Genomic DNA, 20,874 nt, shown 5'->3' with positions numbered 1-20,874 from the left:
CTCGGAAACATATCCACTGCGTTTTTAGCACTATCGGTAGACGGGAACATATCCATTCATGATAAAAAATAACGTGTCTAATTGCATAATCATAATTGAGTAGAGTTGTCAAAAGAATAAACATAACGTATTTCAGTAATTTTTTTTCCTGTAATTTCAATAATGCATTCATCGTCTTCATTGCATCGCCACTTATTCTTCCGGCTGAATCAATACTACCCCCTGCTCTGAGATGACAATAATGATATCACCTGAAGCTGGTATCCCCTTGTTGGAAGTATATCTTTCAAAAAATTTGACAAAACTTATCATCTAGTACAATTTCCATGCCTAAAACCACAATATTAATATCCCTCGACTACTATAACTTCACCTTCTTCATCAGTTGGGGGTTGAAAATGATCATAATAAGTGGAAGCTGTTTGCTCCGTCAATATGATATCATTTTGATGATTTCCGTTTCTTTTTCGAATACGTTCCATAACAACTTCCTTAGGTGTCTTTATATAATAGATTTTGGGTTCTATGTCGTATTTCTTTAATAATGAAATATATTCATTTCTCATTTCTCTAGACCAAAATGAATAATCGAGAACAATATCAATGTTTTGCATGATAAGTGAAATTAGTTTTTCATCAAGATAGGTTTTAATATCTTCTAAAACCTCCTGAGGTAAAGGATGTTCATTCAAACCTCGTTTGAATGATTCTTCATCATAAGATAGTATTGTCATCCCGGTACTTTCAAATTTTTTTGCTAGTGTTGATTTACCTGCTCCCGCAGGGCCGCACATTAAAATAACTTTACTTTTCGACAAATTATCTACTGTATTTTTCATTGATATAACCTCCTATAACAAACCAAGAAAACATGACACTCTCCTTAAGCATTATTACTATTCGCTCTTTTCATGATTTCCTGTACTATTGATGTTTTAGCATTCGCATAGTGCTGGACATGCCTCCATTTATGCATTGGCACTTAATCTCTTATTACTGGAGTTAAATTCATATGATTTTTAATCTGCAAAAAAGTTTATAGCACCGTCGCTTATACCAGAAAATATAACAAACGCCGCATTGTTTTTTTGTGCACTTTAATAATCTATTCAACTAAGGAATTAAGCTGGCTGTCAAGAGAGTAATATCGTATTGAATCTCAGGTGGAAATTTTCTGCGGTATCTTTTTTGACTGAAATGACATTAGTGTTTTTTGGGGATTGTGTATGTAAGTATTTTTTAAAATCATTTTAACAAGTTTTGGACAAAAATTCTCATGAAAAAACAGAATTTAAATAGCATGATAAATTAGAGAAGATAGTTTAATGTGCTTATAGGAACACCCCACTTTTACAGTCACAATCAATAACCTTGCTACTTTCTTTCGAAATTGATAAGAGTCTAAAGGATTGACAACGCTTGATAGTGAGCATAAACTTAATGTACGCTAGTTAGTTTACAAGTGCAAACTAAAAAAGTATGATGTGTCGTCTCTGAAATTCTCCCTGATTCAAGTCATAACCAGAGTACATATCGGTTATTTTTTGATTCCATATTTTTTCCTTTATGTGCTGAGGATTAAGGGGTACCAATTGTAATTGCGCATTATATGGTCTTTGTTTAGAATCGCTCTCCAAAAAGCCAATTTTTTTGCATAGAATTTTAGATGTGGTACCATTAATTAGAATTATTATAAATAAGAAGTAGGTATCATTGTTTCAGTACAAAGACTAGGAGGAATGGAAGATGGAAATAGACTACAAGGATCATGGGAAGAAGCCGTATATCATTAATATTGAAGACGCCACCACAGGAAATGATAATTACCGGACGACCATTTGGACAGGCAGTAAACTGCAAGTCACCGTAATGTCCATTCAACCGGGCGATGACATCGGTTTGGAAGTGCACGAAGGCATTGACCAATTTATCCGTATTGAAGAAGGAGAAGGCGTGTGTAAAATGGGGCCTTCTAAAGATAACTTACATGTTCAACAAAAAGTGATGGATGATGACGCCGTATTTGTTCCGGCGGACATGTGGCACAACATCGAAAACACCGGTGATAAGCCGCTCAGACTGTATACCATTTATGCTGGTCCAGATCACCTTGAAGGAACGGTTCACCCTACTCATGAAGACGCCAAAAACGATCCAAACGAACACTGAGGTACACTAGGATGAAACAAAAGCCCTGCACCCGTATGGATGGTCCACTGGTGCAGGGCTTTTTTATAAAGGAGAGAAGTGGTATGAGTGATTCATTGTTTCAATTAGAGAAGGTTGGTTTTCAGGCAAACGGAAACCAAATCCTTCAAGATATCTCTTTTACAGTAAACAAAGGGGAAGTGATTGTTTTTTCTGGTCCTTCTGGAAGTGGAAAAAGTACCCTTTTGAAATTAATTGGTACGCTGCTTTCCCCAACTTCCGGAAAAATTTATTATCGAGGTACGGATCTGCAAAAAATCGATCCTGTGGAGTATAGAAAAGAAGTCTCTTATTTCTTTCAAAACGCTTCTCTATTCGATGAGACAGTTCAAGAGAACTTGTCTTTTCCTGCCCGCATAAGAGAAGAAGGATTTGATCGGGAACGTGCAAAAAAATTGTTAGAACGAGTTCAAATACCTGAAACTTACTTATCGAAAGAGGTCAAGGAACTATCAGGAGGGGAAAAACAACGGGTTGCATTGGTCCGAAATTTGATGTATCAACCGAAAGTGTTGCTCCTGGATGAAGTTACCAGTTCATTGGACCAAGAAAACAGAGCGATTGTCCTTGATTTAGTCCGAGACATGATGAAAGACCAACAAACTACGGTGTTGGCCGTCACTCACAACCAGGAAGAAATCGACCAAGCTTCTCGTCTGATTACTATCAAAGGTGGAAAAATGGAGGAATCGAAATGACAAACAATTTGGAAATCAGTAATCTTTCTTTGCTTTTATCCTCTGTCCTCTTGATAGTTGCCTTGTTGATTGATTACAAAGAGAAATTGGGATTAGGAAACGACATTTTTATTGCGGGAATTCGCGCTGTCGTTCAATTAGTCCTTATTGGATATGTATTGAGCTACGTATTACGAGTGGATAACAACTTTCTCACTTTAGCGATGGTTTTGTTCATTGTGTTCAACGCTTCTTATAACGCCCATACACGCAGTGAGGGGATCAACCGCTCTTTTAAAATTTCAACGACGGCTATTGGAGTAGGAACAGCCTTGTCCTTACTCATTCTTGTTTTTTCAGGAGTCATTGACTGGTCCCCTTCCCAAATCGTTCCAATTACAGGCATGATTGCCAGCAACGCCATGACTGCGATTGGAGTGACCTATCGGTCTTTGAATTCAAAATTTACGGACCAACGCCAACAGGTATTGGAAAAATTGGCATTGGGAGCCAATAAAAAACAAGCGTCCATGAGTATTGTAAGAGAAAGCGTCAAAACGGGCATGGCTCCTTCTATTGACCGAACAAAAACGGTTGGACTTGTCAGCCTACCAGGTATGATGTCAGGGTTGATTTTTGCGGGAATTGATCCTGTTCAAGCGATTCGTTACCAAATTGTTGTGATGTTTATGTTGATTTCAGTTACTGCGATTTCTTCATTTATTGCTAGTTATATGGCTTACCGTGAGTTTTATAACAATCGCAGTCAATTAATTATATGATTTGGGATGATACACTACTCTTAAAACCAGTGGTTACAATTTTATGTAGTTAAAAGAAGACCTCACGAGAATAATTGCAAAAAGAACTTCATTTTTTAAGGAAGAAGGATATTTTTGTCATCGAATCTTTGGAACGACGGTTCTGTTGCAAAGTTTTAAATAAAGAATAAAATCCCTTACGGTATCTATGATTTAAGCTGGGATTCCCAATAATACCTTGATTTCAGTACAGACCGAAAACCCGAAGAGAGTGCCTTCTTTTCGGGTTTTCTTATATAATCCTCGGATGGCTTCCATGCCTTTAATCGTGGTAGAGGCAGTGCGTAAACTTCGATAGAATTTATTGCGTCTTTTTACTGGACGATGGTCTTGTTCAATCAAATTATTCAGGTATTTAATGGTACGATGTTCTGTCCCTTGATAAAAGCCGTATTCTTTTAGTTTCTTAAAGGCACTTGTAATAGAGGGGGCTTTATCTGTGACTACAACCTTCGGTTCATCAAACTGCTTCACTAACCGCTTAAGAAAAGCATAGGCTGCTTGTGTGTCCCGTTTTTTACGTAACCAAATATCCAAGGTTAAACCATCTGCATCGATTGCTCGATAAAGATAGTGCCATTTCCCTTTGATTTTAATATAGGTCTCATCCATCTTCCACGAATAGAAGGATTGTTTATTTTTCTTTTTCCAAATAGTGTAAAGTAGTTTTCCATATTCCTGTACCCAGCGGTAGATGGTGGTGTGAGAAACGTTAATGCCACGGTCATATAGGATTTCTTGGACGTCACGATAGCTAAGATTATACCGAAGGTAGTAGCCTACGGCGACAATAATCACATCTTTCTGAAATTGCTTGCCTTTAAAATGATCTATCTTGATTCCTCCAAGCTATCTTTTCCATTCATTTTACCTTAAAATCAGTTTATCAGAAAACTTTGCAACAGAACCCTTTAAAGTATTATGAATATTCAAAACAACAGAGGGAGAACAGGAGTGAACACATGGGTGATTTATTAAAAAAAAAGAATTGATGCAATTATTAGAAATTTACCAAAAAATGGGAGAAGAATATCAAAAATTATTTAAAAAAGTGGAAATAAAACTTTATGAACTAACTAAGGAAGCATACATTTCCTAGACTTCGATCCGCCACAAAGCTTATGGCTGCGATTGCTATTCTACCCTGTTCAAATAATGGAAAAGCGATTTGAAATTCAAAAAAAATTTGTTATAATAGTCACATGAGAATCAATGAAGCATATTAAAACTAAATAATGAAAGCTTTGGAATATAACAGATTTTGTTTGTTGGTTATATTCATTGTGATCTGAACAGGCGGTGGACATATAAAAGGTCCATGCAGCCGGGCTGCAATTTTTGCGGCAGCAGAGTATGTAAATAATAAGGGCATACCTGTGGGACAGTTAATTCTGTTCTATAGGTGTGCCCTTTTTTATATATATATTTCTAAATAAAGGGGAGTGAAAAGATGAGATGAAATGGATTTGTAATAATTGGTAAGCAAAAAAACAAAAAATAAGAAAGAGGTTTTAGAAATGGTTGAGTATCTAACAAAAAGTAGGCAAGGACAATTTTTAGTTGTCGGTGTTTTATTTACAATCTTAGGGTTTATCTTTATCCCACTAAATGATGCATACAGTTCCATACTATTTTATATTTCAATTTTCTTTTTAGGCTTCTATGCGGCAAAACATGCTGTTGTTGAAACGATTAAAGATCGCTCACCAAATGTCGACCTATTAATGGTTTTGGCAGCAGTTGGTGCAGTAATCATTGATTTTGAGTCTGAAGGAGCGGCGTTGCTATTGATTTTTGCTGCTGCAGAAGTTTTGGAAGATTATGCAACGAACAAATCCACCAGCGCGATTTCAGAATTAATGGCGCAAGTACCCGACACAGCCCAAGTGCTAAAAGAAAATGGGGATGTAGTGGTTACCCCTACGAAAGAGTTAGTTATTGGGGACATTGTCGTGGTATCGAAAGGTGGTCAAATCCCTATTGATGGCTTGATCGACCGAAATGCAATCGTGAATGAAGCGGCTTTAACGGGTGAGTCTGTCCCAGTAGAAAAAGAGTTAAAGGAGGAAGTTTTTGCCGGAACGATTAATGAAGGAAATGTTTTTCATATAGAAGTAAACAAGACACTGAATCAAACCATGTTTTCCAATATTATCCGGATGGTTGAAGAAGCACAAAACAAACCTTCTCGAATCGCAAAGTTTATAGACCGTATTGAAAGTAAGTACGTGATTGGCGTTTTAATTATCGTACCTATTTTCATCTTCTTTCTATATTATTTCCTAAGCCTACCATTAGAAGAAGCATTTTATCGTGGAATGGTACTTTTAACAGTGGCTAGTCCATGTGCATTGGTGGCATCAGCTACACCGGCTACGTTAAGCGCGATAAGTAATGGAGCCAAAAACGGTATCTTATTTAAAGGTGGAGCCGCAATGGAAGCGTTAAGTACAATGAATATTTTGTATACAGATAAGACCGGAACATTGACGTATGGCGACTTCCAAGTGGTCGATTATCATTTGGACCAAGAGCTGTTAAAAGAAGTCATTTATATGGAGCAACAATCCAGTCACCCAATCGGAAGAGCAATTGTTTCTGCCTTTAAAGAGATTAACTTAGCACAAGTGAATCAAGCGGAATCGATTGAAGAAATTGCTGGTTCGGGAATTAAAAAAGGGGCAATCCTAGTTGGAAAACCGGATGCATTTAAGCAATATGATAAATTTGATCAGTTTGAAAAGCTACTGGAAAAAGGCGATACGACCATATTTGTAGCGAAGGGAAATGAAGTCGTCGGTTACTTCTCACTCCGGGATCGAATTCGTCCGCAGTCAGCGAGTACGGTTGCGGATTTCCAAAAAGAGGGCATCAAGGTTTATCTTTTAACGGGAGATAACGAAAAGGTTGCGGCACAGGTTGCAAAGGAAGTAAAGGTAGATGACTATATTTCTTCCATGTTACCGGAAGATAAAATAGATTTTGTCTTAAAAAGCCAAGGAAAAGAAGAAGTTGTTGGGATGATTGGCGATGGGATCAATGATGCGCCCGCGCTAGCGAATGCAGATATCGGAATTGCGATGGGAAGTGGCTCGTCAGTCGCAATGGAATCCTCTGATGTCGTTGTAGTGAAGAATGATTTGTCTAAATTGTTTTATAGCTATCAGCTAAGCAAGAAATTAAATAAAATCATTATTCAAAATGTCATTTTCTCCATCGCTGTTATTGTCAGCTTGATTACTTTAAATATGTTCGGCGTTCTGGGACTTCCTTTAGCAGTACTATTCCATGAGGGCTCCACAATCCTCGTCATCTTAAACGGCTTGCGGTTGTTAGGGTCCGAAAAAACAAAAGCGGAATTAAGTGGTGCTTATTAGACTGCATCATGATATTAGCTGAAAGGGTGAGCGAATATCTACAGCTTTTTAAATTTGTATCTGTAGGGAATGAAGCTTACCCTTGGCGAAAGCCTAAATCGTCAAAAAAGCTGATAATTTCTGAACAGAAATTATCAGCTTTATCTATTTTAAATACATGCTAAAAATCGTTTATTCAAACTTGATTGTCATCAATTATTAAAAACAATAAAGGAGCTATCATAGAGTTATACGAAAGAGTAAAACAAAAAAGACCGCGCAGTGAAAAACTATTTTCGAAGGAAAACCACTTCTTGATGAGGATCAATTCTTAATCTGATTCAATCCAGTAGACTTACATTACAAACAACAAACAGGAGGAAAAAATCATGCAAAGGTGTATTTTAGGAAAGAAAAATCAAATCACCGTCATCAGTGGCATATTAATCGTAATAATTTCCTTCGTTATCGATGGCCTCGATTTGGATGGCAACGGACTTATTTTTTAATCTAGCCACTTGAAGCACCTCGCCAATCTCTTGTTCGGACATTTGGGGCTTTGGGGAATTGATGTGAGCCAATCCTTTTTGAATTTTTTCCTGTTCAGCTGTGTGTTCAGATAAGAAAAAGCCCGCCCATTTTTTCATACCCCGGTCTTGATATTCGTCATTCAAATATTTCATGGATAATCACTCCTTTAGAACCATTATAAGAACAAGTGTTCGTTTTGTGAAGGGGGACAAGGAGTAAATGTCCTGATTTTTTTTATCAGCGACTTTCATTTACTGATGAAAAGAGAGAATAATAACAAAAGCAGGGAAAAGAAAAACTCCTATAATCGCAATCGTTTTTCCTTAAAAGACAAGAGTATGGAGTGCTTTTTTCAAAAGCATATCTATTGAAACCATTTTTTCGTTTTGTGTCGCCATACGCCCTGAACGGTTCTGTTGCAAAGTTTTAAATAAAGAATAAAATCCCTTACGGTATCTATGATTTAAGCTGGGATTCCCAATAATACCTTGATTTCAGTACAGACCGAAAACCCGAAGAGAGTGCCTTCTTTTCGGGTTTTCTTATATAATCCTCGGATGGCTTCCATGCCTTTAATCGTGGTAGAGGCAGTGCGTAAACTTCGATAGAATTTATTGCGTCTCTTTACTGGACGATGGTCTTGTTCAATCAAATTATTCAGGTATTTAATGGTACGATGTTCTGTCCCTTGATAAAAGCCGTATTCTTTTAGTTTCTTAAAGGCACTTGTAATAGAGGGGGCTTTATCTGTGACTACAACCTTCGGTTCATCAAACTGCTTCACTAACCGCTTAAGAAAAGCATAGGCTGCTTGTGTGTCCCGTTTTTTACGTAACCAAATATCCAAGGTTAAACCATCTGCATCGATTGCTCGATAAAGATAGTGCCATTTCCCTTTGATTTTAATATAGGTCTCATCCATCTTCCACGAATAGAAGGATTGTTTATTTTTCTTTTTCCAAATAGTGTAAAGTAGTTTTCCATATTCCTGTACCCAGCGGTAGATGGTGGTGTGAGAAACGTTAATGCCACGGTCATATAGGATTTCTTGGACGTCACGATAGCTAAGATTATACCGAAGGTAGTAGCCTACGGCGACAATAATCACATCTTTCTGAAATTGCTTTCCTTTAAAAGGATTCATCGTCATTCCTCCTGCTATCTTTTTCTATTATTCTACCTTATTTGATAGTAGATTTAAAACTTTGCAACAGAACCAATTGAACTCACATAAAAAACATCTAAACCAAAATATCTACAAGCTTGGAAAGGATAATAGGTTGTTATTAAAAATAATTTTTATTCCTGAATAATTCATAGCTTTAATTCTTTGACAAATCATATTCTTATAAATTAGACAAGAGAAAATAAATATTCCATATCTACTTTATTGGATCCATAACATGACTAAATTCTGAATACTTTTTAAAGCTTATCATTTGGTAAAACTGAATATAAGTTAATTATATAGACTGAAAATTTTGAATTTTCAGAATAGAATAACTTAAAAGTACTGACAAAATTTTTTAAAGGGACAATATTAATGTTCTGAGATAATCAAATCTTACCGAAAATATCAAAACCCTAATGTGACACAATCAGATTCTGTCACATTCGTTAAAATCGCTCTATCCTTAGAGGCTCTAAGAGGAAATCACTTTTCTTTTAGGGCCTTTTTTCTATAGCTTGTTTAAATGTGACTTATTATCTGTTATAATCATATTAAGTAACATTTGAGAGGGGACTAAAAATGAAGAGCGTGGAACCGATTCGTGACAAAAAAAAGATCGATGCCATGAAAGCAATTTTGGCTTCCGGCAAATATGGGCAACGAAATTTGGTGCTTTTTTCAATCGGGATCAATACAGCCTATCGAATCTCCGATTTAAGGCAGTTGAAATTAAGTGATGTGTTAGAAATTTCTCGTGGGCGGGTGATTGTCAAAGAGCGTCTGGCCATGAAGGAACAAAAAACGGCCAAACATAATTCGGTCTTCATTTCGAACAAATTACGAAAAGTGATTCTCGACTATATTCAATCCGAATTTCCTGAGCAGCTGCAAGCACAAGACTTCAGCAAGTATTTGTTTCCAAGTCGAAAAGGAGCAGATACGCCTTTGACCCGACAAAGCCTTTGGCGGATCATTCATGAAGCAGGAACGGCGGTTGGGCTGAAAGAAATTGGTCCTCATTCGATGCGCAAGACCTTCGGCTATTTTTTGTACAAACAAGGGACCAAAACAGAGATTATTCAGTCGCTGCTCAATCATTCTTCACAACGGGAGACCTTACGCTATATTGGGATCACTCAGGAAGACAAAGATACTGCCGTAAAGAGTTTGGATCTATGACAGAATAATACCCTATATAATAGAAGGAAAAATTCAAGAGGTGAGAAAATGAACGAAGAAAAGCGACCTACAATTCCTGATAAATACCACTTATCTCGCAAAGAATCGGTGTATTTGTTGAAGAAAAACATTGTGGAACTGGTGTATAATGCGGGAAAGTTTGAAGGATTGAATACAACGCTATTACAAACAGAAGAGATTATTAAGTATAATCGGGCCAATAACGTGGCTGTAGATGATGTCCTGACCGTCGTTAACTTAAAAAGAGGCTTTGAAATGCTTTTAAATGACGTACAGGAGTCCCTAGTAGAGACAAGTAAGCGGATTAATCGGGTCCGTTGCAGCGGAAGATGCCCTTTTCCCTGCCGAAATACGAACTGGTGGTATCGAAGTATCGACCATTCAAGGAAGATATATTTCACCAATGTTATCTGAAGAAGATGTAAGGGATCGATACCAGAAATTAATGGACCAAAGTGTATCAGGAACTGAAAAAGCGTTGCGACTGTTTTTATTTATTTCAAAATATCAAATATTTGGGAATCATAATAAGAGGACTGCTCTTATTACTGCAAATAAAACTATGTTTGATCATGGTTCAGGCTTATTATCGATTCCAGAAGTAATGGTTAAAAGGTTTAATGAAGTGCTATCAGAATATTATAATAGTGAAGAAGATATATATACTTTAAAAATATTGGATTTTATGTATTCTAATTGTATTTTTGGAATTAATTTTTAATAAAAATGTTAGTTAGTGATTTCTTTGGCTAGCGTTTTGAAAAATCCAATTGATCTATTAGTCAAATTTCAAATGAAAATAAATTTAATGTTAATTTATTAACCAATCCCAAATTGTATTTGTAATTTATGAATAAACTACTGTGATAGTGGTAAAATATGTAGGAGAAGTATATGAATTTAGAAGAATTAATAAGCCGCGGTGTTGAGTTAAGAAAAGAGAATGAGAAAAATTTAGAAGACAATCCTAAATATATATCATGGATGAAAAATGTAAATGTTTTTTTTCAGAATAGTCTCAGCGATAGCGTGTTAAAAAAAGACTTTAAGAATGCATATTTTTTTAGGAATAGTAATCCTAAGCGTCAATTAGAAGAAGTATTATCAATTTTATGTATAGAGAATTCGAAAGAGCAGAAAGAGGCAAATAACATGAAAAAAATTTTTATCAGTCACAGCTCAAAAGATAGAGATATAGTTTTAAAATTTATTGATTTTTTAAGTAGCGCTTTTGATATTAAGAAGGCAGATGTTTTTTGTACATCCTTAAATGGTAGTATTGAAGTCGGAGATGAGTTTATCGGGAAAATAAAAAAAGAAGTTACAAATTCGTCTGTGGTTATTTTTTTAATCACAAAAAATTTTTTAGAGAGTAAGTTTTCTTTAGCCGAAATGGGGGCTGCTTGGGCGTTGAATCAAAAAATATTTCCGGTTCTATACACTGATACAAATTATAAAGATTTAGGCGATACCCCGCTGGCAAGTTTACAAATGACAAAAATCAATGATGTAAATAGTATGAGTGGTCTAGCATCGTCTATAACTAAATTAGGACTATCTGATCCATCAAATATGCTTGAATTTAAAGATACATGGAAAAAATATTGGGCTATCTGAAGGGGAATCTATATGAAATTAGTTTATTTTGATGAGGGTACTATCACAGACTATTTAACCATACTGAATAATGGAACTCTATTAGAGATTCATGATGAAAAAAATGAATCAAAGAAATCAGCTAGTGTTGCAGGGAATATAGGAATTGCTCCAAGACTTTCAAAACTATTTAGTGGTTTTATTGGTGTCGGTGTAGATATGAATGCTCAATTGGGAAAATCCGCAGATAAATTAATACAAAAATCTATTACTAATGCATTACTATCTGATTTTCTCTCTGAATCTCGTAAGCAATCGAACGGCTTATGTAAATTAGAAAATCATAAAGTATTTCCTGAGAAAAACTCTATTGCTTATTATCAAACTATTTCACCATACCTTGTTATGACAGAAGGAGACGTTGAAATCAGTGATGGTATTCGATTATCAATCTCTAAGATGTACGAGGCTCTTAAATTTAGTAAAGGGTATTATGAAATGTTAGCATTTGATGATGAAGCTCTCAAGGTCTTCAGATTCAACAATAATGCTTTTTCTAATAATTATAACGTAGCGGATTTGGAACAAATGAATTTATCATTTTGGGGATTTAAAGTCGGGACGATGGACAGATCTGATTTAGATTTTCAGCAGTATATGGCTAGAAAAGTTAATGATGAAGTATTGACTTCATTTCACGATGATCGCAGTAAAGAGATTTTAGATGTATATGATATTGTTTTGGCAGGTGTAGTCTAACATGGCTAAAATTAAAATTATTTTTGGACCCAATACATTTTTCCAAAAGCAAATTCCTGAGAACTATATTCCTTTAGAGCATTATATTCGATTTACTGACTCACTTACCGTAAATATTCTTAAAGAGTTTGACTACACTAAAGTTGAAGATTATCTTTCTTCGGAAATCGTCGTGGCTGAAACAAACGCATACTCATCTATTAAGACGGGCGCTGTACAAAATTTTAAAAATATATTGGATCTTTTATTTGATTATTCAGATGGGATCTTTCTGCAAAACCCACCTAAAAATGTTTTGCATATGATAAGATCCAATTATAAGAGAAATATTGATTACGAAGAAATTTTATTTAGGTATAAAAATATTAATGTAAATAATTTGAAAAAGATTAATAGACATTTACGAAATAATATTGTAGGTCAAGATAGTGCATTAGATAGAGTGATGGCTAATATGTATTCGTTAACAAAGAATAAAAAATCAAAACCTATTGTTCTTATGTTGTATGGTGCATCAGGGGTAGGTAAAACTGAAACTGCTAAAATCATATCAAATGTTATGGGGGGAGGATTAGTTAGGAAACAAATGTCTATGTCAAAATCAAATCAATCATTTAGCTATACCTTTGGCAGTAGCCATGATGAACCAAGCCTAGCAAAAGATTTAATTCAAAGAGAAACTAACATAGTACTTTTTGACGAGTTCGACAAAGCACATCCTGAGATCTTAACCGCATTCTATCAACTTTTCGATGAAGGAGTATTTGAAGACTCAAACTATTTAGTTGAAATGCATAACAGTATTATTATATGTACATCAAATTACAGAAATGAAAATGAGATAAGATCGGCACTGGGTGATCCTATTTATTTTCGCTTTGATGATATTATTTTTTATAATGATTTAACTCTAATTAGTAAACAAATATTAATAGAACGAATTTTTGAAAATAGATGGAAATTACTAACTGAAAAAGAAATAAAGTTTTTGGGAAATAAAGAAGACTTGTTGGATAAATATCTTTCTTATGGAAATCAGCTAAAGAACTTTAGACATATTGATAATTTGATAAAACAGGATTTAAACCTTACTTTATTTAAACGAATAATTAGTGACAATTCATAAGAAATATTTGACAAAATAGAGCAAAGATGAGAATATAATAGTGTAGATAACTTGAGTATCTACTTTAGCTGTGATAATCATCGGTGCGCTGGCATGCACTGGAGATTTGAGCTTTAATAGGGTTGTGTGTGTACACCTCAAACCAGCAGTTAAAACACTCATACTTTAACTTTTAGAGATTTCGAAAGAAATCTCTTTTTTTGTAAGGAAAAATCAATGGAAAATAATGATATATTGTACCAAGCAGCTAAAATTTTTGAAGAAATTAAATCCTATAAAATTGAGATTACAATAGGAAGAAAAGGCCAGGCAGAAGTATTTACAATTATTTTTGAAGATAGTGATTTTCATCATCTGGCTGGTTTACACAAATTAACTGACATAGTACAAGTCTATAAGCAAAATGCGAGCATAGTTTTTTCAAAAATACTTGAAAGAGAAATATGCTTAAGTGATTTAGAGGCCTCCTCTTTCTATACTTTAATACAAGACAGAATATCAATACTTTTATCGTTAAAAAACCTATTTTTCAATATAAATAGTGTTTTTAAATTTAGAAAGCTAATGATTCCTAATAGTAAAATTCGATGGACATATCTTCTTGAATTTACTTATAATACAACTGATTCCGGATATCTATTTTTGGAAGAATATAGAGCAAAGCCTGCTAATTATGTATGTGTTTCAAATTTCAAGAAAAATGTTGACTACGGATCAGGACAAATCAAGTACACATTACTCCAAGCAAAAGCAATAAATAAAATTTCCGAAGAAGAAGAAGTGTTGTATAAAAACCCTGCTTACAAAGAGTGATTTAGGTTCACTCTTTAATATTTTTAGTTTACATAAGATATATTATGCAAAGTTATCGGTGGTAGGCGAATGTTAAGATTAAGTGCAACTATTCACTGTTATTAGATAAACATCGTTCGTCTTTCGCTTAGCTTTATAATTATATAAAATTCAAAAAATTGTAATTGTTCGTAAAAACATTTTTATAACAAATGAAATATCCTCTTGAAAATATCATGTAATTCTCGCGTATTCTAGTTTAAACTTTTGAGCTGGTGTTTTCCACTTTAGAATTTTTCTTGGTCGAGTATTTAAGCTTTCTACAGCGTCATCGACGATGCGCTGCGAGACAGTCTTAAAATTAAACGGTTTAGGGAAATATTCTCTAAGTAATCCATTATGATTTTCGTTAGAACCACGTTCATGAGGTGCATACGGATTTGCATAGTAAATGTTGCACCCGAAGGTGTCTTCAATAAGCCCGACTTGAAATTAATTTACAAATTCAGTTCCTCGATCACAAGTAATAGATTTTACCCCTTGAGGATACATTTCTATTAGTTTTTTAATTGCTGCCATCATAGCGTGACCTGTTTTATTAGGGAGTTTAATCGCTACGTATTGTCGTGTCTTTCTTTCGATAAAAGTTGCTAGACAGGTTGATATGCCACGTTTTGAAACTACTGTATCAGCTTCCCAATGACCAAATTCTGTACGAAGCTGAACAGCTTCTGGGCGCAAATCAATGGTTCTATTTTCAAAGAAAGCTCGATCAATGCGAATCTTCGATCCAGATGACTTTACTTTATATCTTTTTCCATGTCTCCTAAGCTTTTTGATGTTGAAATCAATGGTTTTTGAGTAAATCCAGTTATAGATCGTGGATGTACATACCTTTACGCTTTTAACGGAATGTGCAATTTGTTCTGGAGAATATTTTAGATTCAGATATTTTAAAATAGTTTTTATATTGTGAATCGTGGCTTTTTTAGTAACTCCACAGTTCTTTTTCCGCAATTTAGCAATATTTTGTGCACTTGAAGCTTGATAAGGCAACCGTGCGATACTGTTGGCTTTTCTAGCTTCAGTCCCCCGTTGAATCTCCCGAGTGATTGTTGAACGATGGCGATCTAATCTACGTGCTATTTCAGCTGGTCGTAATCCTTCGTCAAGATAGGCTTCAATTTTCCCGCGCTCTTCAGCGGTTAAATGCTTATATACCATGTATCAAACTAGCTCCCTTGCTCTATTAATTACTACGGCAACGAATGATTTGACAATGAACCTTCACAGATATGAGATCCGCTTCCAACTAGGAGCTAACTTAAGACAAGTCAGCTCAGCCGATACAAGGCTATCATATCTGTGTTCATAATCAAATCGTATTACCTACCGTATGCAGGCACATCGTATCATATTAAATAACGAGCATCAATATAAGTTTGTGGAGGTTTGTTGCGCTTTATTTTGCTATCCAGGAGTTATCGGTGGTAAATAGCTTTAAATCAGCATGATTATTGTGTTGATTATATTTATGTCAACTAATTTCTCGTTATCATAAATATAATCAACTTAGCTAGATGAATTTTACTTGATTGGCTATCTTGATAACAAAGCTATTCATAATTACGTGATTTAAAAAAGAAATCATACAATTAGTTGATCCATTTCTTTTTTTATTCGGTAAACTGTTTGCCTAGTCACATTATAGTCTTTTGCAATCTTTGAGATAGCAACTCCATTCTCCAGATCCTGAACGATGCTTTTATAAACAAGGCGTCGCTGAGGATCTTTTGTTTCTGCACTGTATAACTTAGGACGACCTTTATAGACGCCGTTTGCTTTAGCAATCTTAATTCCTTGTGCCTGGCGTCGTTTAGATTCAGTACGCTCTTGTTCGGCAATCATGGCTAAGATTTGAATGATTAAGTCTTTGATGAATTTATCCAGGAGAGGATTTCCGATTGCTTCAGCCATGATTGGTAAACTGGTGATAATAAGTCGCACATTCTTCTTCTTTAGATAATTAACTGAATCGATAATTTCGTCATAATTTCGTCCAAGTCGATCAATGGCTTCTACAATAAAAATATCTTGCTCTCTGACAAAATCTAAAGCTTCCTGAAAAATTGGCCGATGACTGATAGTTGCTCCAGATTGCTTTTCTATAAAAATTTTTTCAGCGCCAAACTTTTCCATTTCTTCAATTTGGCGTTGTTCATTTTGATCGATGGATGAAACTCGAATATAAGCAATTTTCAAATTTATTTCCTACTTTTCTTAAGTATTTAAAATACACCCTAATCATACGTCAGAACGCTAGATTTTTCAACATAATATCAATGTGTATTTAGGGTACACTTTAAACATACATCCGTACTTTGAATTATAAAAGCTAAATAGTTTATAATAGAAGAAAAAGAATGGAGTGGCGATTTCCTAGATTGAAAAGAAAAGATAAGTACTATAGATTATTACATTTGACAGCTGAAGCAGGATGGGTGGATTTTCCAGAAATTGTAAAAGAAGTTCAAAAGATAGGAGCAACAATTTCTGATGGCCGCTCTTCTCCTATGAACTATCAGGATGCCAAAGGAATAAAAGTGATTGATCAAGAAAGTAATGTCAGAGCGTACGCAACAATAAATGAGTGTGTCATTAATGAAAATCTTTGTAGGGCAACCATAACGAGACACATTAAAAATAGGAGCAAATCAAAAAACGGGAGAACCTTTACTACCTTCTAAGTTTTTTCATATGTATTTGATATGCTATACTTAGATCTGAGTAATTAGGCCTGCGCTGCCCGTTATTGAAGTTTCAGGCAGCGCTCTTTTTGGGGGATCGATAATGGAAGAACAAAAAATATTTGAGAAACGCTGGCAGCTGGCTTCAAGTGAGCAAAGAGCAGGATACAACAATCTGATGTCCTCCTACCCTACTATTAATTGGACCTACAAAGAAAAGAAGTATCTGCTTTGGTTGTGCCAGTTAGATATAGATACCTTTGAAACATTTGAAGTGATACTAGACAAAATTAAACAGAGTTGATCATAAACAAGCGAATCCTTCACTCGATTCGCTTGTTTTGCTATTTATTGATTGTCTCAAGGCAATTCTAAGCTCATTTGAAGAAATATCGCTGGATAATCCCTCTTTAAGTAATGCTTCAGAATATTTGGAAACACGTATTGCCAATGGTCTCACGTTTTTATAAAAAAATAAGCTAGTCCCTCCCTCTTTACGGAACGAACATTAGTTCGTATAATGAACTGTGATAAAGGAGGGTTTTTTATGTATTTCGATTATCGTTTTGAACCCCGTGGCGATTACTTATGTATCGACTGTAAAAGTTTTTACAGCTCCGTGGAATGCGTAGAAAGAGGCTTAAACCCTTTGACGACCATGCTAGTGGTATTATCTGGATCTGATCGACCAGGTGGACTTGTCTTGGCCGCCTCTCCTGCCGCAAAAAAAGAATTAGGTATTTCCAACGTCACGAGAAAATATGAGCTACCGGATCATAAAGATTTGATATGTGTGCCACCCCGAATGAACTTATATATCGAAACAAACATAAAAATCGTAAATATTATTCGTCGGTATGTTTCTGATGATGACATTCATGTTTATAGTATTGATGAACTCTTTGTACGCTTTGACAAAGTTAAAAACCTCCACGGAAATTGTCGTACTAAACAATTCGCAAAAGCCTTAATGCAAAGGATACTCGAGGAAACGGGAATCTATACCACTGTTGGGATTGGCGATAATATGTTATTGGCCAAACTTGCATTGGACAATGCAGCAAAGAAGAATCCAGATATGATTGCAGAATGGCGTTATGAGGACGTCCCTTCTACAGTTTGGAAAATCAAAAGTCTGACTGATTTTTGGGGCATTGGTCACCGTACGGCAAAAAATCTATGGAAACGTGGAATCACTACGGTCGAAGAACTTGCAAATACCCCCCCTTCCAGACTGAAGGCTTCTATGGGTGTGATTGGGCTTCAGTTGCACGCTCACGCAAATGGGATCGATCGCAGCGAGATTGATAAGAAATATAAAGTCCTAGAAAAGAGTATTTCCAATTCTCAAATTCTTATGAAGGATTATACAGATAAAAAAGAAGTAATGATTATCATACGTGAAATGGCTGATTTGGTCGGATCAAGGCTACGAAAAGAACATGCTCAAACCGAATCAATCGCCCTTTCTATCGGCTACTCTCACGGTGAGTTGTTACCAGGGTTTTCGCGCCAAATGAAGGTGCCAGCAACGTCCAACACAAAACAAATCACTAATTACCTTCTACAGCTGTTTGAGGAACACTACACTGGTTATGCGGTACGGCATGTCGGTGTATCCTGTTCAAAACTCGTTTATCAGACGAGTTTACAGCTGGATCTATTTTCTGATCCAGAAAAAACAATTCAGCAAGAAAAACTCGATTTCCTATGTGATGAAATTAGAAACAGATATGGCTTTAAGGCTTTGATCCATGCTAGTTCGTTGTTGCCTGGGGCGACAGCTGTTAGCCGCAGCACGAAAGTCGGCGGCCATTAGAAAGGAAGATTAAAAATGAGTTATGGTGATTCGTACGATGATCGCGGAATGGTGAAGTGGGCAGGATTCTATCTGTCTGAGCATACAGACTTAATGAACAAGGATGATAAAAAGCGGCTAACCTCCCCTTCCCAGAAACCACAAATGGAACTGGATGAGATCAATAAAATTATGGAGGAAGCAAGACTGAAGGATAAATCAGTCTGTATTCAGATGGAAGCCAGAGACCTAAATGGCAATTACTATCCTGATATCATTGGCAAGATTAAAGGTTTCGACGAATTAGGAATATATATAGAAGAAACAAAAATCGGCTACGATGAGATTCGTAATGTTTGCTTATACAGTCATATAAAGTGGCAATCTAGCAAAGAATTTTAGAACTAATATTATGATTACACAATAAGGAAAGCGAAAGTATACTAGTATACTTTCGCTTTCCTTATATATCTTATATTAGATAAAGTTTATAAAATCCCTATATAATAAGTCTATCTCTTAAGTAGAAAAGTATACTGGTATACTTTTCTACTTATTAAGCATTTTCAACTGAGTTTCATACATTGCTTTAAATGCTTCTTGCTGTCTTGTTGATAGCCGTGTGTTTACGTAACTATCTATAACTAAGTCTACTATCTCATTAATTGTGGCCTTAGGCATATTTTCTAATTCGCCCAGAAATGGTCTAAGAGTGTTCATTTTCAAATTAACAGAAGGCGATACTTTTTGTGTTAGGGTTGCTGAAAATCTTTTATCTTTTGCAGTCGGATTCGTAATAGATTCTTTCTTTATAGTCTCTGTATTCGTATTATTTATAGGAGTGATAGAAGAGGTTCTACCAAAATCTGTTTTTCCTTTTATTTCGACCTTTTTTGATTGTAAAGAAGATTTGTTATTCTTATTGCTTATTATTGGCTTGAAATTTTCAGACATATTTAATCCTCCAGAGATTCTAGTATTTCCTCATGTCGGTCTAACTCATTTAAAACATCGATAAATACCTGATGAGCTTTAATATCCCATCCATCTGGTTTTCCAGTATAAGAATACGAAACACGTATACCTTCAACATCGTAAACCTTTAATCTTTCTTGATACTTAACGATTGTATCCAGAACATTTCCTCCATATAACTCTTTTGCTTGATCAAGTACTTTAGTATCTACTCGTCCGCCGGGTCTTAGCATGCAAGGTATAATCCCTAGTACTTGTAAATCATTATCGTAAGTGTCTGCAAGATATTGCATGTAAGCAATATAGGTTTGAGCACCGTCCAGAGATAATTCTTGAGTTTGTAACACAATGATACAGTAATCAGCTGCAAGCATAGCATTATCACTATAATCAGATATTGTAGGTGGCACGTCTATATAAATAGCGTCATAGACTTCTTTCAATGGTTTCAGTAGCTCTTTCAAGTAGGTAATTTGCTTAATTTCATCATTCGGGAAACGATTCATTAGTATTTTTGTTAGGTTTCTAAAGGTGGTATTGGATGCAATTAAGTCTAAGTTACTCATGATAGGTGTAATTTGAGTACTTAAGTCTCCTTCCTCAAATCCAGTAGTGATACTCTTTGTAATTTCTTCAAGCTCACCTGTTTTAGCTAAAATACTCGTTGCGTTTCCTTGTGGATCTAAGTCAACTACTAATGTTTTTTTGTTATTGATTACAGCACTTTCATATGCAAGCATAGTTACTGATTTAGTTTTTCCTACTCCGCCTTTAAAATTTCCCACGACATATACTTTTCCCATGAATAGACCTCCGATTGATTAATAATATATCATAAGTATACCAGTGTGGAGTTTACTTGTAAAGAAAATAATTGCAAAAGTAGATTGGTGTAAAAGTATACCAGTATACTAAAGGTGTTATTAAGTATACTGGTATACTGCGAATTTAAAGGAAATAATATAAAAAAGTTCCTATATAGATTCAGGAAGCACCGATATGTAAATACTTTAATCACAAAACGAAAAAAGTATACCAGTATACTGATACACCGTAATAAGTGTAGAAGTATACTGGTATACCATTAAAAAAGTTCAAAAGTATACTGTTGCAAACC

20 protein-coding genes, 2 pseudogenes and 1 riboswitch are annotated in these 20,874 nt (G+C 35.2%); of the genes and pseudogenes, 14 read left to right on the top strand and 8 right to left on the bottom strand.

All coding sequences use genetic code 11. The features are described 5' to 3' along the window. Positions 1 to 344: 344 nt before the first annotated feature. Positions 345 to 839 (bottom strand): AAA family ATPase, encoded by a 495-nt coding sequence (locus IGI73_RS16465; RefSeq protein ID WP_002337568.1) that lies wholly within the window; start codon positions 837 to 839, stop codon positions 345 to 347. A gap of 907 nt (positions 840 to 1,746) precedes the next feature. Here IGI73_RS16465 and IGI73_RS16460 point away from each other — a divergent pair. The 3 genes from IGI73_RS16460 to IGI73_RS16450 all read left to right on the top strand — a co-directional run bounded on the left by IGI73_RS16460 (position 1,747) and on the right by IGI73_RS16450 (position 3,667). Beyond that, the gene (locus IGI73_RS16460) at positions 1,747 to 2,169 is read left to right on the top strand and encodes a cupin domain-containing protein (protein ID WP_002307506.1); all 423 of its coding nucleotides are present in this window, start codon (positions 1,747 to 1,749) and stop codon (positions 2,167 to 2,169) included. Between the two features lie 83 nt (positions 2,170 to 2,252). Then, on the top strand, positions 2,253 to 2,906 hold the full coding sequence (locus IGI73_RS16455) for an ABC transporter ATP-binding protein (protein WP_002307505.1): 654 nt from the start codon (positions 2,253 to 2,255) through the stop codon (positions 2,904 to 2,906). Beyond that, positions 2,903 to 3,667, top strand: coding sequence for an ABC transporter permease (locus tag IGI73_RS16450; protein WP_174098298.1), 765 nt, complete (start codon positions 2,903 to 2,905; stop codon positions 3,665 to 3,667). Before IGI73_RS16455 ends, IGI73_RS16450 begins: the two co-directional genes overlap by 4 nt. A gap of 192 nt (positions 3,668 to 3,859) precedes the next feature. Here IGI73_RS16450 and IGI73_RS16445 read toward each other — a convergent pair whose 3' ends face one another. Beyond that, positions 3,860 to 4,540 carry an IS6 family transposase gene (locus IGI73_RS16445; protein ID WP_031645850.1) on the bottom strand — a complete coding sequence of 227 codons (681 nt, stop codon included), beginning with the start codon at positions 4,538 to 4,540 and terminating at the stop codon, positions 3,860 to 3,862. Between the two features lie 444 nt (positions 4,541 to 4,984). After that, positions 4,985 to 5,093: riboswitch (NiCo riboswitch) on the top strand. A 130-nt stretch (positions 5,094 to 5,223) separates the two neighbouring features. Between IGI73_RS16445 and IGI73_RS16440 the strand changes: the two genes are divergently transcribed. Further along, positions 5,224 to 7,083 (top strand): heavy metal translocating P-type ATPase, encoded by a 1,860-nt coding sequence (locus tag IGI73_RS16440; RefSeq protein ID WP_002390704.1) that lies wholly within the window; start codon positions 5,224 to 5,226, stop codon positions 7,081 to 7,083. 422 nt (positions 7,084 to 7,505) lie between these two features. Here the strand turns inward: IGI73_RS16440 and IGI73_RS16435 are convergent, their stop codons facing one another. Together IGI73_RS16435 and IGI73_RS16430 are read right to left on the bottom strand one after the other, a co-directional pair. After that, positions 7,506 to 7,745, bottom strand: coding sequence for a hypothetical protein (locus tag IGI73_RS16435; protein WP_002316697.1), 240 nt, complete (start codon positions 7,743 to 7,745; stop codon positions 7,506 to 7,508). 311 nt (positions 7,746 to 8,056) lie between these two features. Beyond that, positions 8,057 to 8,737, bottom strand: a complete 681-nt coding sequence (locus IGI73_RS16430) for an IS6 family transposase (protein ID WP_438759312.1) — start codon at positions 8,735 to 8,737, stop codon at positions 8,057 to 8,059. Positions 8,738 to 9,343: 606 nt separating this feature from the next. Between IGI73_RS16430 and IGI73_RS16425 the strand changes: the two genes are divergently transcribed. The 6 genes and pseudogenes from IGI73_RS16425 to IGI73_RS16400 all read left to right on the top strand — a co-directional run bounded on the left by IGI73_RS16425 (position 9,344) and on the right by IGI73_RS16400 (position 14,258). Beyond that, positions 9,344 to 9,943, top strand: a complete 600-nt coding sequence (locus IGI73_RS16425; RefSeq protein ID WP_420976008.1) for a tyrosine-type recombinase/integrase — start codon at positions 9,344 to 9,346, stop codon at positions 9,941 to 9,943. Positions 9,944 to 9,991: 48 nt separating this feature from the next. Further along, a pseudogene (locus tag IGI73_RS16420) lies at positions 9,992 to 10,685 on the top strand (hypothetical protein). A 173-nt stretch (positions 10,686 to 10,858) separates the two neighbouring features. After that, positions 10,859 to 11,581: a toll/interleukin-1 receptor domain-containing protein gene (locus IGI73_RS16415; RefSeq protein WP_016630099.1), complete on the top strand. Its 723-nt coding sequence runs from the start codon at positions 10,859 to 10,861 to the stop codon at positions 11,579 to 11,581. 12 nt (positions 11,582 to 11,593) lie between these two features. Next, positions 11,594 to 12,319 (top strand): DUF6414 family protein, encoded by a 726-nt coding sequence (locus tag IGI73_RS16410; protein ID WP_016630100.1) that lies wholly within the window; start codon positions 11,594 to 11,596, stop codon positions 12,317 to 12,319. A gap of 1 nt (position 12,320) precedes the next feature. After that, positions 12,321 to 13,445 (top strand): AAA family ATPase, encoded by a 1,125-nt coding sequence (locus IGI73_RS16405; RefSeq protein WP_270375997.1) that lies wholly within the window; start codon positions 12,321 to 12,323, stop codon positions 13,443 to 13,445. A gap of 216 nt (positions 13,446 to 13,661) precedes the next feature. Further along, entirely contained in the window at positions 13,662 to 14,258 is a 597-nt protein-coding gene (locus IGI73_RS16400; protein ID WP_005237668.1) for a PBECR4 domain-containing protein, read from the top strand. Positions 14,259 to 14,471: 213 nt separating this feature from the next. On the opposite strand, the pseudogene IGI73_RS16395 reads toward IGI73_RS16400, so the two are convergent. Further along, a pseudogene (locus IGI73_RS16395) lies at positions 14,472 to 15,461 on the bottom strand (IS30 family transposase). Between the two features lie 423 nt (positions 15,462 to 15,884). Then, on the bottom strand, positions 15,885 to 16,499 hold the full coding sequence (locus tag IGI73_RS16390) for a recombinase family protein (protein WP_002345745.1): 615 nt from the start codon (positions 16,497 to 16,499) through the stop codon (positions 15,885 to 15,887). A 161-nt stretch (positions 16,500 to 16,660) separates the two neighbouring features. Here IGI73_RS16390 and IGI73_RS16385 point away from each other — a divergent pair, with 161 nt between their 5' ends. From IGI73_RS16385 to IGI73_RS16370, 4 genes are all read left to right on the top strand, one after another. Next, entirely contained in the window at positions 16,661 to 16,984 is a 324-nt protein-coding gene (locus tag IGI73_RS16385; RefSeq protein ID WP_438759311.1) for a hypothetical protein, read from the top strand. A 103-nt stretch (positions 16,985 to 17,087) separates the two neighbouring features. Further along, positions 17,088 to 17,288, top strand: coding sequence for a hypothetical protein (locus IGI73_RS16380; RefSeq protein ID WP_438759310.1), 201 nt, complete (start codon positions 17,088 to 17,090; stop codon positions 17,286 to 17,288). Between the two features lie 243 nt (positions 17,289 to 17,531). Next, entirely contained in the window at positions 17,532 to 18,803 is a 1,272-nt protein-coding gene (locus IGI73_RS16375; RefSeq protein WP_438759309.1) for a Y-family DNA polymerase, read from the top strand. A gap of 15 nt (positions 18,804 to 18,818) precedes the next feature. Beyond that, positions 18,819 to 19,184, top strand: a complete 366-nt coding sequence (locus IGI73_RS16370; protein WP_002298758.1) for a hypothetical protein — start codon at positions 18,819 to 18,821, stop codon at positions 19,182 to 19,184. A 147-nt stretch (positions 19,185 to 19,331) separates the two neighbouring features. Here IGI73_RS16370 and IGI73_RS16365 read toward each other — a convergent pair whose 3' ends face one another. Both IGI73_RS16365 and IGI73_RS16360 read right to left on the bottom strand, forming a co-directional pair. Further along, positions 19,332 to 19,736 carry a hypothetical protein gene (locus tag IGI73_RS16365; protein WP_002298757.1) on the bottom strand — a complete coding sequence of 135 codons (405 nt, stop codon included), beginning with the start codon at positions 19,734 to 19,736 and terminating at the stop codon, positions 19,332 to 19,334. A 2-nt stretch (positions 19,737 to 19,738) separates the two neighbouring features. Then, entirely contained in the window at positions 19,739 to 20,560 is an 822-nt protein-coding gene (locus IGI73_RS16360; RefSeq protein ID WP_002298756.1) for a ParA family protein, read from the bottom strand. Between the last annotated feature and the right edge of the window lie 314 nt (positions 20,561 to 20,874).

Source organism: Enterococcus sp. DIV0755f, assembly GCF_051713725.1.
Lineage (GTDB): Bacteria > Bacillota > Bacilli > Lactobacillales > Enterococcaceae > Enterococcus_D > Enterococcus_D casseliflavus.
Note: the sequence above shows the minus strand (reverse complement) of the source record. Positions and strands in the feature narration are given on the sequence as shown.

Bases quoted from the DNA above. Each gene is read 5' to 3' on its own strand.
- IGI73_RS16415 (WP_016630099.1), top strand. From the start codon at position 10,859: ATGAATTTAGAAGAATTAATAAGCCGCGGTGTTGAGTTAAGAAAAGAG.
- IGI73_RS16440 (WP_002390704.1), top strand. From the start codon at position 5,224: ATGGTTGAGTATCTAACAAAAAGTAGGCAAGGACAATTTTTAGTTGTC.
- IGI73_RS16450 (WP_174098298.1), top strand. From the start codon at position 2,903: ATGACAAACAATTTGGAAATCAGTAATCTTTCTTTGCTTTTATCCTCT.
- IGI73_RS16435 (WP_002316697.1), bottom strand. From the start codon at position 7,745: ATGAAATATTTGAATGACGAATATCAAGACCGGGGTATGAAAAAATGG.
- IGI73_RS16410 (WP_016630100.1), top strand. From the start codon at position 11,594: ATGAAATTAGTTTATTTTGATGAGGGTACTATCACAGACTATTTAACC.
- IGI73_RS16380 (WP_438759310.1), top strand. From the start codon at position 17,088: ATGGAAGAACAAAAAATATTTGAGAAACGCTGGCAGCTGGCTTCAAGT.
- IGI73_RS16465 (WP_002337568.1), bottom strand. From the start codon at position 839: ATGAAAAATACAGTAGATAATTTGTCGAAAAGTAAAGTTATTTTAATG.
- IGI73_RS16365 (WP_002298757.1), bottom strand. From the start codon at position 19,736: ATGTCTGAAAATTTCAAGCCAATAATAAGCAATAAGAATAACAAATCT.
- IGI73_RS16455 (WP_002307505.1), top strand. From the start codon at position 2,253: ATGAGTGATTCATTGTTTCAATTAGAGAAGGTTGGTTTTCAGGCAAAC.
- IGI73_RS16430 (WP_438759312.1), bottom strand. From the start codon at position 8,737: ATGAATCCTTTTAAAGGAAAGCAATTTCAGAAAGATGTGATTATTGTC.
- IGI73_RS16385 (WP_438759311.1), top strand. From the start codon at position 16,661: ATGGAGTGGCGATTTCCTAGATTGAAAAGAAAAGATAAGTACTATAGA.
- IGI73_RS16425 (WP_420976008.1), top strand. From the start codon at position 9,344: ATGAAGAGCGTGGAACCGATTCGTGACAAAAAAAAGATCGATGCCATG.
- IGI73_RS16460 (WP_002307506.1), top strand. From the start codon at position 1,747: ATGGAAATAGACTACAAGGATCATGGGAAGAAGCCGTATATCATTAAT.
- IGI73_RS16405 (WP_270375997.1), top strand. From the start codon at position 12,321: ATGGCTAAAATTAAAATTATTTTTGGACCCAATACATTTTTCCAAAAG.
- IGI73_RS16400 (WP_005237668.1), top strand. From the start codon at position 13,662: ATGGAAAATAATGATATATTGTACCAAGCAGCTAAAATTTTTGAAGAA.
- IGI73_RS16360 (WP_002298756.1), bottom strand. From the start codon at position 20,560: ATGGGAAAAGTATATGTCGTGGGAAATTTTAAAGGCGGAGTAGGAAAA.
- IGI73_RS16375 (WP_438759309.1), top strand. From the start codon at position 17,532: ATGTATTTCGATTATCGTTTTGAACCCCGTGGCGATTACTTATGTATC.
- IGI73_RS16370 (WP_002298758.1), top strand. From the start codon at position 18,819: ATGAGTTATGGTGATTCGTACGATGATCGCGGAATGGTGAAGTGGGCA.